This is a genomic window from Pseudoselenomonas ruminantium (assembly GCF_900104055.1).
Taxonomy (GTDB): domain Bacteria; phylum Bacillota; class Negativicutes; order Selenomonadales; family Selenomonadaceae; genus Selenomonas_A; species Selenomonas_A ruminantium_C.
On sequence record NZ_FNJQ01000005.1, the window covers coordinates 117,167 to 134,940 of the forward strand.

Sequence of the window (17,774 nt, forward strand, 5' to 3'; positions counted from 1 at the left end):
ATAAGACATATAATAATTACAAGGAGGTAACTATGTACACCATTGAGTTCTACACCACCGAAGATGGCAAGAAACCCGCTAAAGAATTTATTTTCACACTGAATGAGAAAATGCAGGCAAAGATGTTACGAAATCTTGACCTTCTAGAAGTCAACGGCCCTGCACTGCGGATGCCTTATTCTGAATCACTGGAAGATGGCATCTTCGAATTACGCGCCAAGGAATCATCCAACATCACACGGGTTTTCTACTTTTTCTACGTCGGCAAGAAAGCAATTCTCACCAACGGCTTTGTGAAGAAATCACAAAAGACACCCAAAAGAGAATTGGCTCTTGCCAAAAAATACAAGGCAGATTATGAAAGGAGACACCCCCATGAGTGAATACAGCGAATTCAAGCAGGAACTGCTGAAAAATCCCATTGTCCAAGCCGAATATGACGCGCTCGCCCCAGAATACGATATTATTCAGGCCATGATTGATGCCCGCAAGGAACAGAACATCACCCAAAAAGAGCTTTCTCTTCGCACAGGCATCACGCAGGCAGATATCAGCCGCATCGAAAACGGTAATCGCAATCCGTCATTGAACATGCTCAAAAAACTGGCCAAAGGCCTGGGCATGACACTTCGAGTTGAGTTCGTAACAGATACCGCACATTAAGCCTCCAAAAATTTATGGATCTGTCTTTCCATGACCACAGAAATATCTGCCCCCTGCTGCCATGCCTTCGCCCAAATTACCGTTTCTCTCAACGCATCTTCTATATGCCATCTCGGCTGCCAGCCAAGGTGGCTTTTTATTTGGGAACAATCCAGCTTGAGGAAGTTGGCCTCATGCGGCCCTTCCACGCTGATATTTTCCCACGCAAGCCCTTCGCCCCATTGGCGGCAGAAAATATCTGTCAATTTCCCAGTAGTCACACAATCGCATTCATCCGGGCCAACATTGTACCAATCTGCATATTTACCATCCTCATACTGAGCCTGCGCAATCAACAAATACGCATAAAGTGGTTCCAGCACATGCTGATAAGGACGTGTAGAATACGGATTGCGAACCTTTATGCGCTCTCCGGCATAAGCAGCCCGCACCGAATCAGGGATAATACGATTATCCGAAAAATCGCCACCGCCAATCACATTGCCTGCTCTAGCTGTGGAAATTGCACAGCGTTCACCGGCAAAGAAACTCTTCTTATAGCTATGAGTTACCAATTCCGAGCAACTCTTGCTGTTGGAATAGGGATCATAGCCATCCAATGGTTCATTTTCCCGGTAGCCCCAAGACCATTCCTTATTCTCATAAACCTTATCCGTGGTGACATTAAGGAAAGACCTGACACTCTCCGTCTGCCGCACGCATTCCAGTACATTGACCGTGCCCATCACATTGGTTTCATAGGTAAGTACCGGTTCCTTGTAACTTTCAATGACGAGAGGCTGCGCCGCCAGATGCAGGACGATCTCCGGCTGTGCTTCAACAAAGGCCCGCATCAGTTTCTCCCGGTCACGGATATCGCCAATGATGGATTTCATCCCTGCTTCAATGCCGGACTGACGTAAAACCTTGCCGCCTTCTTCCGCGGGAGACTCCAGCGCATATCCAGTTACTTCCGCACCAAATACTTCCAGCATCTTGCAAAGCCACATGCCCTTGAAACCTGTATGTCCAGTGACCAGTACCTTTTTCCCCTTATAAAACTCTGGTTTTAACTTCATTTGTCCCACACTTTCCAAGGTGCCTTCCCCGACTGCCAAAGTTTCTCCAACTTCTGCCGGTCACGCATCGTATCCATACACTGCCAGAACCCTTTATGCTTGAAGGCCATCATCTGTCCTTCCTCCGCAACCCGCTCCAACGGTTCCCGTTCAAAAGTGGTACTATCTCCCTCGATATAATCAAAAACCTTTGGTTCTACAACCATATATCCACCATTGATGTAGCCAACGTCCTGCTGACTCTTTTCACGGAAGGAGGCGATACGGTCACCATCCAGATCAAGAATGCCGAAACGCCCCTCCGGTTTAACCGCTGTCATGGTTACCAGCTTGCCATGCGCCTTATGAAATTCAACTAATTTTTGAATATCCACATCACAGACACCATCACCATAGGTCAGCAGGAATGCTTCATCACCAATATACTGCTGAATGCGTTTGATACGCCCACCGGTCATGGTATCATGTCCGGTATCGACCACCGTAACCTTCCAAGGTTCATAATCACTGGCATGAATCTCACGATGATCACGCTCATTCCCTACCCGAAAGTCAAAAGAAATATCACTTGCCTGCAGGAAATAATGGGCAAAATAGTTCTTTATATATTCCTGCTTATAACCAGCACAAATTATAAATTCGTCAAAACCATAGTGCAGATATTCTTTCATGATATGCCAAAGAATAGGTTTACCACCAATTTCTATCATTGGCTTTGGTTTAAACTGCGACTCTTCGCTAATTCTAGTTCCAAAACCACCAGCTAAAAGAACCACCTTCATAAAATTTTACCATCCCTTTTAATAAAAGTTACTATATACTTTTTCAAACGAATGATTCACTACGTAAGTTTTACTATATGATATAGCTTGCGTAGTGGATATAATACTATTCTTAAACATTTATTTTCATTAATAAAATGACAACTTTCTGCGCGTAAAATATTTAACGGAATTTTTCTCTTAGTTTTTTCCAAAAAAGCATTCAATTCATCTTTATCAAAATGTGATATAGTATCTATTTCACGCGATGCGTGGCTATAAAAATTTCTTATTGTTTCAATCCTGCTATATGATTCTCTTTCATTTCCGTAATGCTGGACGTAGCCGATATCCCTTATCATTAAAGGGTAGAATACAGTCTCGAATACAAAGAATTTTCTAATTAACTGTTTGCAAAATTCCATATTATACGGTTTTGGGATTTCATTATATGCAAAATCCATTTCACAACTGAATCTCCTATTATGATATTGGGGAGCATGAGGATCTCCTCTTCCAGATTCAAGAACTCCAGATTTTCCCTTCACCATATTACTTCGCGCATATTTCCAAGCGTATATGCTAGAAGTCACAAAACTTCCCTTTTGTGATAAATCCATTCTTATCATCTGATGTGCAATAAAGCTATAGTTGTCATCAAAATACTTTTTTATATATTTTTCCACTATACCAATATTCAATGCATTACGACGATAAAGCATTCCACTTGGATGAACCAACAATTTATCATGTGCATATACAGCCTCTTTAAATTGTCGATACTCTTTATCAGGTAATTGCTGTCTAACCTCTCCTATTTCATTTAGTGATGAAAAGAGAAAAAACACAGCATTAGGATGATTTTTTATACACTCTAATACATCTGGTATTTTATTGCTTATAATGACATCTCGCGTCCTAAAAAGATATATATAATCACCCTTACAATGTTTCATTCCAAACAGAATGTTTCCATCCTGTCCTTCATTTATTGAATTTCGATAATACTTAATCCTAGAGTCTTCAAAGGATGTAATTACACTTGCTATATCCTCTGTAGAACAATTATCACTAACAACAACTTCTATATCATTACCTTTATATTTAATAATCTCAGCTAAATTAGTTTTAAGTAATTCTGATTGATTATAAGTAGTAATTAATATACTAAGCGTACACATGAAAACACTCCCCAGTCCATATATAGATAGCATCACCTTATCTATGCATCTTTTCTATAATACTTTTTGAAATCAAAATCGCATATTCATTTTTTATAGCACTTAATATCCCCCAATATACAATTCCTGAAATTACAATTTTTAGTATCAACATTATCAAATCATTACACTGTATATTATTAATCAAAAGACAGGATATTATCATTCCTATAGTTCCACCAATGACTGTTATAACATTTCTACGTTTTATACTTGCATGTATAAACTTTTCCGCCTTATAATTACATACAATTAATACAATCAACTCTGCTATAACAGTAGTAAAAGCAGCTGCTTCAATACCATATTGGGGAATTAATAAGAAATTTAACGCTATATTAACACAAGAAGCAATACATGTAACAAACAACAGTATTTTTTCCTGCTTATAAGGTAACAAAACACCAAGCACACACAAATTACTATAAGCAACCAAAAGTACCGCAGGAGAAAGTATGCATAGAGCCATATATCCAGATGTAAATTCTTCTCCAGCTAATACTGACAAAATTTCTTTTCCTGCTAGTATTATCCCAACTGTAACAGGCAATGCGACAATTAGTTCCATATTTTTTATTCGCATATAAAGATCTTCCATCTTCTCTGTGTTATTGGCAGCCATAAAAGAAAATCTTGGCATCGCAACCACAATAAATGAATATACCATTCGTTTTGTCACATTATATAAATTTGACGCTGTAGCATATATACCTACATCTTTATCAGATGCAAACATTTTAAGTATTGTAATATCAGAGTTTACATATATAAATACCGCCACTTCATTTGCAAACAATATAAGGATTGGTTTTAAGTGCTTTTTTAAATTTAAGTGAACAGTTAATTTTAACTTCAAATATCTCCTTATATAATAAAAATTTAAAAATTCTCCTCCCGAACTTGCAAAAAGTTTAATTAATATATAAACTAATAGATCCTCTCTACTTTTCACAAATAATAATAATAAAACTATTGAAAGCACTTGGAATGATATATAACGAATTGTTAGATACAAAAAGTCCTCATATATTACATTTACCCAATTTGCACCTAACGTTGCCATTATAATAGCTAATGACTGGATAAAAATATATATATTATAATCTGCTAAAAAATCCCAACTAATCATCAATATTATCATCAATATATATGAAATCACCATTGATAATACATTGATTGAAAACACTTCTGAAGCAAAGCGACTCAAAGAATCTGCATCATTTCGACAAGAAGCTCCTTCTCTAACAGCATATGTTCCTATCCCTAACATTGCCAACATCGAAAAATAGCCAACAATAGATGCACTAAAATTAAGAATACCTATATTGGATGCCCCAAGAATATGTGCTGAATAAGAAAAAGTTATTACAGGAAATAGAATCTTACATAACTGAGTAACCGCGTTCAATAATGCATTTACTTTCAACGAACGCATCTTATTACTCGCCATAAACGCAACTCCACAATCCAGAAGTACACATGAATTTCATTTTTTTTATTATTACGGCCATGCTTCAAACCAATTCCTTAATCGCCGCCACGATATAGTCCATATCCTCATCCTTCAGCCAGGCACTCATAGGCAGGCTGATTACGTGTTCTGACACGTATTCGGCGTTGGGAATCTCGCCTACATGGCTCATGTTTTCAAAAATGGGCTGCTTGTTCAAGGGAATGGGGTAATGCACCGCCGTGGGAATGCCTTTTTCCTTGAGCTTGGCCTGCAGTTCATCCCGATTTTCCACCACGATAGTGTACTGAGCGTAGACGCAGGTGTTGCCGTCTTTGATTTGCGGCGTTTTTACGCCCGGAATATCCTTCAGCAGGCTGGTGTAGCGTTTGCCGATTGTTTCCCGGCGCTTGATTTCTTCGTCGAATTTGCTCATCTTCGCCAAAAGAACTGCGGCCTGCATGGTATCCAAGCGGCTGTTCAAGCCCATACGGATATGGTGGTAGCGTCTATCCTGGCCATGGCGGTGAATCTGATCCATGGCTTTGGCCAACTCTTCATCGTTGGTAAAGATTGCCCCGCCATCCCCATAACAGCCCAGCGGCTTGGTGGGGAAGAAGCTGGTGCAGCCAATGGTGCTGAGATTGCAGGAGCGCTTGCCCTTGTAGGTAGCACCGAAACTCTGCGCACCATCTTCGATTACGACAATGCCATGCTTTTCTGCAATGGCATTGATTTCATCAAAATCGGCGCACTGACCATAGAGGCTGACCGGGATAATGGCCTTGGTCTTGTCCGTGATGGCCTCTTCAATCTTTGCCGGGGCAATATTGTAGCTTACCGGATCAATATCCACAAATACCGGCGTTGCCCCAACCTGGGCAATAACTTCGCCGGTAGCGATATAGGTAAAAGCCGTAGTAATAACCTCATCCCCCGGCCCAATATTCAAGGCCATCAGGGCAATCTGCAAAGCATCCGTGCCGCTGGCACAGGTGATGCAGTATTTTGCGCCTGTATAATCTGCAAGCTTACTTTCCAGCTCTTTGACCTCCGGGCCGAGGATAAACTTCCCCGAAGCCAATACATCAGAAAGTCTCTTATCCAGTTCATCTTTAATGGAAGCCTGCTGGGCTGCCATGTCTACAAAGGGAATCATCTTTTGCACCTCTTATTGTTCATTCAATTTCACATGCACGCCGCAACGGTCGCAATGGAGTTCTTCGGCATTTTCGTCCACAATGGTATCGCCGCAAGCGCACATATAGCCTTTGATTCTGGCCGGATTGCCATAGACCATGGCATAATCCGGCACATCCTTGGTCACCGTCGAACCTGCCCCGACAAAGGCATTTTTGCCTAAGGTCGTACCGCAAACGATCGTGGCATTTGCGCCAATGCTTGCTCCGCGCTTTACAATTGTGTCTGCGTAATCCTTGGAGGTATTGCGGGGATATTCACAACGCGGCGTCCGCACATTGGTAAATACCATGCTTGGGCCACAGAATACATAATCTTCCAGCTGCACCCCCTCGTACACGCTGACATTGTTTTGAATCTTGACCTTATTGCCGATCTTTACATCATTGGCCACAAAGACATTCTGCCCCAGGTTGCAGCCCTCGCCGATTTCCGCCCCGCCCATTACATGGGAGAAATGCCAGATATGGGTTCCCTTGCCAATTTTTGCGCCATTATCGACTACCGCCGTTTCATGGGCGAAATATTCTTTTTCCTGTGCCATAACAATCTCCTTACTTATCGAATCTGCCAGTAAAGTCCGTAGAAGCCACATCCACCAGTGGCAGTTTTACCGGCTGACCAGTGGCGGCAGATTTATAAATAGCCAGAATCATCTCCACCGCATTGCGGCCAGCTTCCGCATCCACATAGGGAGCGCGGTCATTCTGGATGGCATCCATCATATCGGCAAACAGGCTGGTATGGCCGTTGCCGTAGACATTGCTGGTGGCTTCCTCCAAGCCCTTATTGGCCTGGTCAGCTTCCGTCTCATCGGCAAAATCCCAAACATCGATGTTATTGGTAGACTTGCCGCCCAATTTTACCGTGCCGGTTTCACCGAAAAGGTACAGGGTTTCTTCCAAGTTCTGCGGGTAGACATTCGTAGTACCCTCAATCGTGCCGATAGCCCCGTTTTTGAAGGTCACTACCGCCATGCCCAAGTCCTCACATTCCAGATAATCATGGAATTGCTGACGAGTCTGGGCGTAGATGGTATCCACTTCGCCGCCAAGCATCCAGCGGAACAGGTCAATGCCATGAATGCACTGATTCATCAGAGCACCACCATCCTGTGCCCAGGTGCCGCGCCATTTGGCCTGATCATAATAGCCATGATTGCGATTCCAACGCACATGGATGGAACCATGGGAAAGCTTGCCAAAGCGGCCGCCTTCCACAGCCTGCCGCATTTTCTGCACGGCCACATTGAAGCGGTTCTGATGGCAGGCCGCTACCTTGACATTCTTCTCCTTACTGCGACGGACGATTCCATCCGCATCGGCCATGCTCATGGCCATGGGCTTTTCGATGATCACATGGATGCCATTATCGATGCAGTACAGGGCAGTCTCCGCATGCTTGCCAGATTCCGTGGCAATGCTGACAAAGTCTGGCTTAACCGCCATAAGCATTTCCTTGTAATCCGTAAAGCGGGCAATGCTGCTATCTTTCTCCAGACCATGCTTGGCCAGCAGTGCCTCCATCTTTTCCGGCACGATATCACAGACTGCCACAATCTCTAACTGATTATTCACAGCTGCCTTGATATGATTTATAGCAATACGGCCACAGCCGATTAATGCATATTTCATGTTCTACTCCCCCATTACAACCGCCAGTAGCGCATTCCCGACGCATCCAATTCATCTCTGCGGTAAAGGCTCTTTACGTCAATCAGCACCTTTTCGCTGTCAGCCAGTTCCGGCTTGAAGAGCTTTTTGAGCTGCATCATGGACATGCTGCGGTATTCCTTATGCCCCACCGCGACAATCACACAGTCAGCCAGAGGAAGGTCCTCACTAGCGACCAAATCCACGTCATAGGCAGCCTTGGCTACTGCTGCATCTGCCCAAGGGTCAGCCACCACTGGTTCAATCTCAAATTCCTGTAAGCGGCTGATGATATCCGCTACCTTGCTGTTGCGGGTATCCGGACAGTTTTCCTTGAAGGTAATCCCCAGAATCAGCACCGTGGCTTTTTTCGGAGCCATGCCTGCTTCAATCATCTGCTTGATGGCTGCATCTGCCACAAAAGCGCCCATGCTGTCATTGACCTTGCGCCCGTTCAGGATAATCTGGCTGTGATAGCCCATTTTTTCTGCCGCATTGGTCAGATAATAAGGGTCCACACCGATGCAATGGCCGCCAACCAAACCAGGACGGAACCCCAAAGCATTCCACTTGGTATTCATGCCGTCAATGACTTCCGCTGTATCAATATGCATCCTGTCACACATCATGGCCACTTCATTGACGAAAGCTATATTTATGTCACGCTGACTATTTTCTACCACCTTGACTGCCTCCGCCGTCCTGATGGTGGATACGGGATGCGTTCCGGCCTTGATGACAATGTCGTAAACCTTTTTGATTTCCCGGGCCGTTTCCTCATCCATACCAGATACCACCTTGACCACAGAAGTCAACGTATGCACTCTGTCACCAGGGTTGATGCGCTCCGGCGAATAGCCAATCTTCCAGTCCACACCACATTTCAATCCGGAATACTGTTCAATCAAGGGCACACAGATATCTTCCGTAACACCGGGATAAACTGTTGACTCAAAGACCACAATAGTGCCGGGGGAGAGATTTTCCCCGACGGTGCGGGCAGCCCCTTCGATGGGCCGCAAATCCGGAGTGGTATCCGCGTTGACCGGCGTAGGCACAGCCACAATGATAAAACGCGCGTCCTGCAGGCGGGCTGCATCAGCAGTGAACTCCACAGTCGTCTGGGCAATGGCTTCCCCCACTTCATTCGTGGCATCTATACCATTTTGGTATTCTGCAATGCGCTTCTCATTGATATCAAAACCGATAACCTGCACATGTTTGGCAAACTCCACCGCAATGGGCATTCCAACATAACCTAATCCTACTAAAGCCAATTTTGCCTGGCCGGCAATAAGTTCTGCATAAATTATATTAAAATTCATTAAAAACTCACTACTCCTAAACTTACTAGAAAAATCTTATACATTTTATTCATCACCTAAGAATAGATATAATCCACCACGGGCTTTATAACCACAGAACTATCTACGTGATTTACTGCGTATGCATGTATTGCCTTAGTCATCTCTACTTTATCGACATATTGATTTGACAAGTCATTATACCAACTAATGATTTTCTCCACATCAATTGGAGATGCATCATTTGCAAAATCCACATGATAATCACATTTGTATTTTTCAAATACATCCGTTCTACATCCAGATACTATTGGTAAACCTTTCGCTAAGTATTCTCTCGATTTTAAGGAACTCGACCAATTAATACCCGATTTATAGAGCGAAAGCGCATCTACCCCTAAATCTGCTTGATTATATATATCATCAAGCTCTTTTCCATGTTTAGAGCCGTAAACTATAACATAATCAGATAAGCATAGCTTATCCACTATAGCTTCGTACTTATCAAGTTCTGGTCCATCTCCTACCATGTGAAAAATAACATTTTTCTTTGTTGATTTACAATAATAATTATATAATCCGTATAATAATCTCTCTAATCCATGCTGCTTTTGCATATAGCCGACAAAAACTAAATGTAGTGTATTTACATCATATCTTGAAGGCATAATCGGTTCAACATCTTTAGCATTGATGCCATTCATAATATTTATTGTTGGCACACCAAATATTTCCTTATCTAGTGAATAGGTTGTAAATCTATCAATAAGTTTCTTATAAAACTTTCGATATATTCTATCTTTAAACATCAAAGGCTTCATTATCCAAGAATCAAAGGTATCTTTCTCATATGGATAAGTGAATAATTCTATGATTATTTTACAATTCGGGAAATTTGAACGTAACATAGACAAAAACTCAATAAATTTTTTATCTGCTATTGTTCCTCTAATGTATATAAAATCCGGGGAATCCATATAACTAATGGCTTGAATATAGTCTCTAGGAAATGAAACATTTGGGACCCTCAACATTATTTTATCTATAATTCCTCTATGATAGTTTTTAGGTTCAGTAATGGTTATAAAATTCGTTTCAAAATAATTATTTAAAACATCTACTTGTCTTTGCATTTTTTTTACAACACCAAGAGAACCTTTTTCTAAATCTTTTTGGGAGCCACAAAAAATATAGTATCCTTTTTTCATGAATATCAATTACCTCCATCGCAACATATAGAAAGACATACAAATTAAATTATTTTCCTTGTATCTCTAGCAAATAAACACTCTCCATTTCTAGTATATGGTTTGATTTACAATCTAGTTTTCAGATTTGTATGGTGTCCTATATTTAGAAATAGATTTAAAGCATAAGGAATACAATTATAAAAAAAATATATTCGGATAATCTTATTAAACTTGATGTGGGAAGCCTAAAGAAACTTATATGTCAAAATCCACTACCAAAGGAATTAACTAGACACCGTTTGAAGAATGATAACCACGCGAATGGAAACCCTACTAGATTCAATATTGTTGTCTATCGTCAGTAATCGATGCAAAATTTGTTGTCGTCAAAGAGGATATAATCGATGTATTCGAATGTCCTCCGCCGCTCATCCGATTATACATATGAATGGAGAATCTGTATCAGATTTAAACGTTATATTAAACCTTTTTCAAAAATTTTCGCTTTATAAAATTACCGCCTTTTTTTATCCAATTTTGCGACTCCATAAAAGATACATTCTGTTCTACATATTCAATATTATTATGCTCCAACCAAACATCTAACAACAGTTCTGATATAAAACCAAAGATTCTTGCTTCGTACTTACTATAGTTACTAATATCAATACGAGATTCTAACTCAAATAAAATTGAGAATAACCAGTTACAATATGCATTATACACATCTTTACGCATAACAAACATATTAAACATATGCGCCCATGTACGATTCATAATTTTATCGTAATCGGATAAATATTCTGGATATCTATCTATTATAATTTTCCGTGTTTCAATTAGGCCTTCGCTATGATGCGCATGGATATAATGCGTATAATTACTTTCTATATAATACCTCCGCTTACGAGGAACAACAACCGCATGATTAGTAAGAATCCTCTTCCAATCCGAATAAGATAAAATCTGCTCTCTTTTTCCCTCTTGTGAATACTTTTCTTTACATGTAAATAATCTACGATAATGAACTAATCCAATATAATCTGCTTGCATATTTTTCCAAGCCCAATACATTCCTGTAAGTTCGCAGTAATTTGGATTTTTTTCTGCAATATTATCCCCTGTTCCATCCGTTAAACATGTTTCCGAAACCATACCTTCTTTTTCTAAACCACGTGCTTTTTCCCCAACATACATTGGATAATATACCTCATCTTTGGGAAGCCAGTAATCTTTATGCGTTACAATCATAATTTGAATATTAAAACTCATATAATACTTTTTGTCTCCTCACATAATCTTTTGTAACATATTGAACTAATCATCATAATCCCCAATTAATGTAATTCTCTACATGCACACTCTAGGGCACTTTTTATAACATCATCCATATCATAATATTTATATTCAGCTAGACGTCCACCGAAAATTACTTTTTCTTCCTTGGCGGCCAGTTCTGCATACTGCTGATACAATCTCTGATTTCGTTCATTATTCACCGGATAGTAAGCTTCCTCACCGGGATGCCAATCTGTCGGATATTCCTTCGTTACATATGTAATGGGCTGCATGCCGAATTCGAAATGCTTATGCTCAATCACGCGGGTATAGGGAACTTCCCGTTCTGTGTAATTCATAACCGCTACGCCCTGATGATTAACTTCTTCCAATCGTTCCGTCGCAAAACGCAGACCACGATATTCCAACTGCCCCAATTTATATGCAAAATACGCATCCACAGGGCCGGTATAAACCACTTTCTGGGCAATCCCTTCGAATTCCGCACGGGAATCGTTATAGTCTACACCGGTACGCACGTCAATCTCATCCAGCAGAGCACTAATCAGCTTGTTATACCCCCCCATGGGAATGCCCTGATAACGATCATTGAAATAATTATTGTCAAAGGTATAACGTACCGGCAAACGCTTGATAATGAACGCAGGTAGTTCCGTACAGTTGCAGCCCCACTGTTTCTCTGTATAACCCTTAATCAGTTTCGTATAGATATCTGTACCCACAAGCGATATCGCCTGTTCTTCCAAATTCTGAGGCTCACCCTTGATTGCCGTGCGCTGCTCCAAAATCTTGGCCGCAGCCTCAGCCGGAGTCACAATCCCCCAAAGCTTGGCAAAGGTATTCATATTAAACGGAAGGTTGTAGAGTTCCCCCTTATAATTGGCCACTGGCGAATTCACATAGTTGTTGAACTCCACAAACTGATTCACATATTCCCAAACATCTTTATAGGACGTATGGAAAATATGTGCACCATACTTGTGTACATTGATGCCATCCATTTCCTCGCAGTAAATATTGCCACCAACATGGTCACGACGCTCAATCACTAGCACAGATTTTCCCGCTTTTTTCGCTTCATGAGCAAATACAGCACCAAACAAGCCACTACCTATAATTAAATAATCACGCATAAATTTCCCTCCATATCAACATAATTAAAATGAACCATCTCATTTTAATTATACTGTCCAACCTTCATATAATAATCTTATTCAAGCAATTCACCACACTAAAATCATTTATTATGGAGGAAATTAAGCATTTTCTCATACTTTTCAGTTCCAATTCCAAACATTAATTTAAAAATCATAAATATTCGTGTATATTGATGTCTTACTAATCTATTGAACATTGCATAAACAAGTCCTAAATAAACGGAAGGAATACACGTTTTGTGATAATTAAATGTAAACCTTATTCTATTTCTTATAAGAAAATAATCCGATAACTCTGAAATGGTATCTAATTTATAATTTCCTCCGCTAGTTGCACCTTCCTTATGATACACAATACTATCAATTGCACAATCTAACCTATATTTTCCTTTTGCCCTTTCAGCCCAATCTAATTCTTCATAATATAAAAAATACTCTTCATTTAAATACCCTATATCTACTAAAAAATCTTTACTAATCATAGTAGATGCACCAATAACATAGTCAATTTTATTAATTTCGTCACTTCGTAAACAAGTACTATTTGTGCCTAGCCATTTATTATACTCCCCACCATAACCTTGTAATTTATTACGATCCCATTCATACAATAATTTTGAACCACAAACTCCAATACTTTTGTCACTCATCATTTTCTCAACTAAATAACGCAACGAACTTTCTGTAACCAAAGTATCATTATTTAGGATCCAAAAATATTCCACTTTTTCATATTCAAGTGCATACTTTAATCCAATGTTATTTCCACCAGCATATCCTTTGTTAACATCAGACCTGATAAACACAATCTTTCTATCATGAATATTACTAATATAATTAGTTAATATTATACTTGATTGATCTGTACTAGCATTATCTATTAAAACAATCACAAAGTTGTCATAATTAATTTTTACAATTGACTCTAAACACGCTATTGTGTCTTGTGGATTGTTAAAATTTAAAACAATAATCCCAACTTTTTTCACATAATCTTCCTTTCTGTAGCATTAAAATTGGCATTACATTCATATTCAGACCAAAATACAACCAAAATAATAATCGATACGCAATTCACTGTATGGAATGTAAAAACACTCACCGATAGAAATAAAAACAATATTGATATCCATGTTGGTCTTGTTGTTCTAATATAAGAAAAAGCTTTCTTTATGTAAGAAATAAAAAGGATTAAAAATGGAATACCAAAAAATGCTAAATATTGAAAGAATGTATTAAATATACCGATTCCCTTACCTCCACCTCTTCCTAAAATGTCTTCAATTTCATCATATTTTAATATAAAAACAGGCATTACCCCTTGCAAAAAATCAAATACTTCTGTTATATGATTAATATACTCAGGAACAAACCTTCCAAATCCTGTACCCATAGGAAAATAATACATCAAAAAAACAGCCAACAAAGTAACAGACCCACGTGTAGCAAATGACGTTGCAGTTTCAAAATCAACAATAAACGCTTCAACTAAATACATATAAAAAACCATATAACTACACACAAAAAATATAATCAGCAAAAAAATTTTTTTGTAAATATCGACATGTTTTGTAATCACAACATATAACAATATCGCAATAAAAAAACTTATAAGAGTGCCTTTGGAGCCTCCATATAATAATACATATCCACCGAAAAGTATCATTATTATTTTTTTAATTTTATCTATTTCATAGTGTAGACAAAGCAACGTTAGTGTTGTCGTAGTAAAGCAAAACATTGAAGCTTCTGACGCAAATCCACAAAGCCTTGGATAATCTGCAGGAGCCAAAACATGAATTGGTGAATCAAAACCTAGTCTTAATATATCGCACAAAAACCATCCTAAAAAATTAACCCACCATGCCTTAGGAAGCATATTCCTTAGAATATTAACATTATCACGTATCATATAATATTCAGCAAAAAACAAAAAAACAGCCACTGCTCCTGAGAAACACCGATAAAAATATAACAAAAACTCACTGCTATCATAATATGATAAAATCATCAATAACGAATATATAAAAGTAATCAAAGGAATACCACATAATAGAACTACACGTTTCTTGTTATAGCTTTTTTTATATGATACAACCAATATAATATACATAAGCAAAACAACATTAGAAACACTTTGCCCTAAATACCCGATCCCCATGTTTTGAAAAACAGTGTCTTGAAAAGGTAGCAGTACAATAAACATGGATATTAAGATATGCAATATTATATTTTTATGCATAATAAACTCCATTCTTTATTTAATTTTCAGCAAAGTTTCTTTAACATATTTTTTAAATTCATTTTGTTCGCGCATAACCTTTTCTAGCAGTGAATCAGCATTATGCTCAAATTCCTCCGCATTAAAACTCTGTAAATATTTATCCAGCTTATCTTTAAAATTGTCACGAATAACATCCACCGAAAAACCTATTCTATATTTTTCAACCACATCTGCAAGATATGTATCAGATGAAACCATTATTGGTTTTTTAAAAATTATTGCATCGTATAATTTATTTGGCAATGCAGTTTTTACCTCGTTTTTTTTATTTCCATACACAGCATTAATAATGTCAATACCGCGGTATATTACCGGTTTTTCATTATTACTAAATGCTCCTTTGAACGATACATTTTTTATTTTTTTCTCCTGGCAATATGTAAACAAATCACACTCAGGATAACGTCTCCCCATATATACAAAACTATATTTATCATTGTTTTTTAGACAATCCAATAATGCTGTATTTTCCTCATAATACCTTATAGCTCCAACAAATCCGATTATAATTTTTTCTTTATTCAATATTGTTGAATGTGCGAATCTATCGGCTTCATTACTTATATTATGATTATTAACAAACTTTTCACTATATCCAAGAAATTTTATAAACCCAGGTGAAGATATAGTTGTAAACGCTGAATTAGCAATTAATTTCCTTACCAACCACTTATATATAAAATATTTTTCATAAGTATAATCCCTAATATCATATATAAAATTATTTTTATATTCGTTTAACAATAAATCAGCTAAAAGCACTCCCGGCATAGTATTTAATACAATTATCTTTTTATAACAATTATTCGTTATAATTTTTTTTAACACAGATCTAAAACAGTAAAAAGCAGGTATCTTTTTTAACTTATCGCCTCCCATGGTACATATTTTATGAAATATATATTCATTATCTTTAATTTCTAAACTGTTATCACTAAATCTATCCCAAAGAAATATGTCATAATCTACATCGCTTTCTTTCGCTATTTTTTCATACATCACAGCATAAGGTTCAATTTCACGATCGTGAAAAGCTATAATTAGTATTTTCATATCTATTCTGCCTTTCTACGAAAGGCACCAATCATGTTATAAATCGTACCTTTCACTATTATTACAATATAGTTATACTAAAAGTATATAGCTGGCATACCGCAAAACTCATGAAAGAAAGTACCGGGGCTACCAAACATATCCCCTTGACTATCTTGATGACAGCTTTTACTGGCCGCTATTTGAAACAATCTAAGTGAGCATGTTTCCTACACCAATGCAAGGTATTTTATATCCTTCCCAAACATCAAAATGGATAAGTTGCTGACCACCTCACAAACTTATAAGTGATAATGATAATCTAATACCATCATAAACAGTTTTATTTGTTTATAGGGAGATTATTTATTACGCTCCAAAACAGTTTTTCACTAGAATTTCTTGTTTCAATCTTTCTCCATCATCTATATTTCAAAAATAAGTATCCTACAGACATAATGCCTCCAATGATAAACCCAATAAGCGTGATTAGTTTTATGCGTGGCCCCGATGGGTTATCCTCATCAGGTAGATTCGCCGCATCGATAATCTGAATATCCATGCTTTCCATGGCTTCTTTCAGTTTGTTATCTTCCGCCTGTTTGATCAGATTAGTATAAATCTGTTCCTTGATCCCTGTATCACGCTGAAGATTCAGATATTCCAACACATCCTTCGGAAAACCTTCGAGCTCCTTTTCTTTTTCCGCCTTACGAGCTTGGATTGCATCTTCGCTGGCTTTAGCTACTGCCATGCTTACCTGTGCATTGGCCTGCTCACCAATCAATGCCGCCTGGGTGGGATTGATTGTGGTATACTTGGAGGCCACTACTGTATTGACTTCTTCCGCAAGTTTTTTCTGCAAAGCAGCAATTCTTTCTTTGGCAGAGATAATGCTGGGATGTTCTTCCGTATAACGTTCCCGCAGGCCAACCAATCCAACTTGTGCCTCGACAATCTGCTTGCGCAGGTTCATGACATTTTCATTGTCATTGATGTTATAATTCTGACTGCTAGAACGAATGTCGCCTAACTTTGCATTTATAGCATCCAATTTCGCCTGATTGGATTTTTCCTGTACCTGCATGTTGCTGATGGCTTCATCGAAGGCATTCATCTTGGCCACGATGGCTTTGGCCTGTTCATCAGGGCTGTATACTTTATGTTCCTGCTGATACTGCGCGAACTTGGTTCTGGCCTCTTCAGCATCTTTTTTGGCTTCTTCGATACGAGTTTCGAGGAATTTCACCAACAAGCTTTGGGTTTGCTGATTCATATCGGTCTGCAATGTTAGGAAGTTGTCAACAACGCCCTGAGATATCTTCTGCGCCTCTTCCGGGGTTCTGCCTTTGGCCGTAACCGTTATAAGGTTTGTCTGTTTGGTATTTTTGATATCCAAATACTTTTTTGCAAAAGCTTCGGCTTCCGGTTTCTTTTTCTCATCTTCCCATTCCATATCATTGATGATAGGTTCCAGCACGCGGCGGGATTTCATCAATTCCAT

At 38.7% G+C, this 17,774-nt stretch carries 17 protein-coding genes; 2 read left to right on the forward strand and 15 right to left on the reverse strand.

What is annotated here, in order from left to right; translation table 11 throughout:
* The first annotated feature begins 32 nt into the window (after positions 1-32).
* Positions 33-383 carry a type II toxin-antitoxin system RelE/ParE family toxin gene (locus BLQ59_RS03885; RefSeq protein ID WP_074571609.1) on the forward strand — a complete coding sequence of 117 codons (351 nt, stop codon included), beginning with the start codon at positions 33-35 and terminating at the stop codon, positions 381-383.
* Positions 376-663, forward strand: coding sequence for a helix-turn-helix domain-containing protein (locus tag BLQ59_RS03890; protein WP_074571610.1), 288 nt, complete (start codon positions 376-378; stop codon positions 661-663). The genes BLQ59_RS03885 and BLQ59_RS03890 overlap by 8 nt, the downstream gene beginning before the upstream one ends.
* Here the strand turns inward: BLQ59_RS03890 and rfbG are convergent.
* The 15 genes from rfbG to BLQ59_RS03965 all read right to left on the reverse strand — a co-directional run.
* Positions 660-1,721, reverse strand: coding sequence for a CDP-glucose 4,6-dehydratase (gene rfbG / locus BLQ59_RS03895; RefSeq protein ID WP_074571611.1), 1,062 nt, complete (start codon positions 1,719-1,721; stop codon positions 660-662). The two genes, BLQ59_RS03890 and rfbG, sit on opposite strands and share 4 nt — an antisense overlap.
* Positions 1,718-2,503: a glucose-1-phosphate cytidylyltransferase gene (rfbF, locus tag BLQ59_RS03900; protein WP_074571612.1), complete on the reverse strand. Its 786-nt coding sequence runs from the start codon at positions 2,501-2,503 to the stop codon at positions 1,718-1,720. The genes rfbG and rfbF overlap by 4 nt, the downstream gene beginning before the upstream one ends.
* A gap of 59 nt (positions 2,504-2,562) precedes the next feature.
* Positions 2,563-3,663 carry a glycosyltransferase family 2 protein gene (locus BLQ59_RS03905; protein ID WP_074571613.1) on the reverse strand — a complete coding sequence of 367 codons (1,101 nt, stop codon included), beginning with the start codon at positions 3,661-3,663 and terminating at the stop codon, positions 2,563-2,565.
* A 37-nt stretch (positions 3,664-3,700) separates the two neighbouring features.
* Positions 3,701-5,152, reverse strand: coding sequence for a flippase (locus BLQ59_RS03910; protein WP_074571614.1), 1,452 nt, complete (start codon positions 5,150-5,152; stop codon positions 3,701-3,703).
* Positions 5,153-5,216: 64 nt separating this feature from the next.
* Positions 5,217-6,311, reverse strand: a complete 1,095-nt coding sequence (locus BLQ59_RS03915) for a DegT/DnrJ/EryC1/StrS family aminotransferase (RefSeq protein ID WP_218122865.1) — start codon at positions 6,309-6,311, stop codon at positions 5,217-5,219.
* 12 nt (positions 6,312-6,323) lie between these two features.
* On the reverse strand, positions 6,324-6,896 hold the full coding sequence (locus tag BLQ59_RS03920) for an acyltransferase (protein ID WP_074571615.1): 573 nt from the start codon (positions 6,894-6,896) through the stop codon (positions 6,324-6,326).
* Positions 6,897-6,906: 10 nt separating this feature from the next.
* Positions 6,907-7,986: a Gfo/Idh/MocA family protein gene (locus BLQ59_RS03925; RefSeq protein WP_074571616.1), complete on the reverse strand. Its 1,080-nt coding sequence runs from the start codon at positions 7,984-7,986 to the stop codon at positions 6,907-6,909.
* Positions 7,987-8,000: 14 nt separating this feature from the next.
* On the reverse strand, positions 8,001-9,329 hold the full coding sequence (locus BLQ59_RS03930) for a nucleotide sugar dehydrogenase (protein ID WP_074571617.1): 1,329 nt from the start codon (positions 9,327-9,329) through the stop codon (positions 8,001-8,003).
* A gap of 56 nt (positions 9,330-9,385) precedes the next feature.
* On the reverse strand, positions 9,386-10,516 hold the full coding sequence (locus BLQ59_RS03935; RefSeq protein ID WP_074571618.1) for a glycosyltransferase: 1,131 nt from the start codon (positions 10,514-10,516) through the stop codon (positions 9,386-9,388).
* A 462-nt stretch (positions 10,517-10,978) separates the two neighbouring features.
* Positions 10,979-11,770, reverse strand: a complete 792-nt coding sequence (locus BLQ59_RS03940) for a DUF4422 domain-containing protein (RefSeq protein WP_074571619.1) — start codon at positions 11,768-11,770, stop codon at positions 10,979-10,981.
* A 65-nt stretch (positions 11,771-11,835) separates the two neighbouring features.
* A complete protein-coding gene (gene glf / locus BLQ59_RS03945) occupies positions 11,836-12,930 on the reverse strand; it encodes a UDP-galactopyranose mutase (protein ID WP_074571620.1) in 1,095 nt (364 codons plus the stop codon).
* A gap of 104 nt (positions 12,931-13,034) precedes the next feature.
* Entirely contained in the window at positions 13,035-13,943 is a 909-nt protein-coding gene (locus BLQ59_RS03950) for a glycosyltransferase family 2 protein (protein WP_074571621.1), read from the reverse strand.
* Entirely contained in the window at positions 13,940-15,160 is a 1,221-nt protein-coding gene (locus BLQ59_RS03955) for a hypothetical protein (RefSeq protein WP_176756717.1), read from the reverse strand. Before BLQ59_RS03955 ends, BLQ59_RS03950 begins: the two co-directional genes overlap by 4 nt.
* Positions 15,161-15,211: 51 nt before the next feature.
* On the reverse strand, positions 15,212-16,291 hold the full coding sequence (locus BLQ59_RS03960; protein ID WP_074571623.1) for a glycosyltransferase family protein: 1,080 nt from the start codon (positions 16,289-16,291) through the stop codon (positions 15,212-15,214).
* A 400-nt stretch (positions 16,292-16,691) separates the two neighbouring features.
* Positions 16,692-17,774: GumC family protein (locus BLQ59_RS03965; RefSeq protein ID WP_074571624.1), on the reverse strand; the 1,083-nt coding region annotated here is incomplete at its 5' end.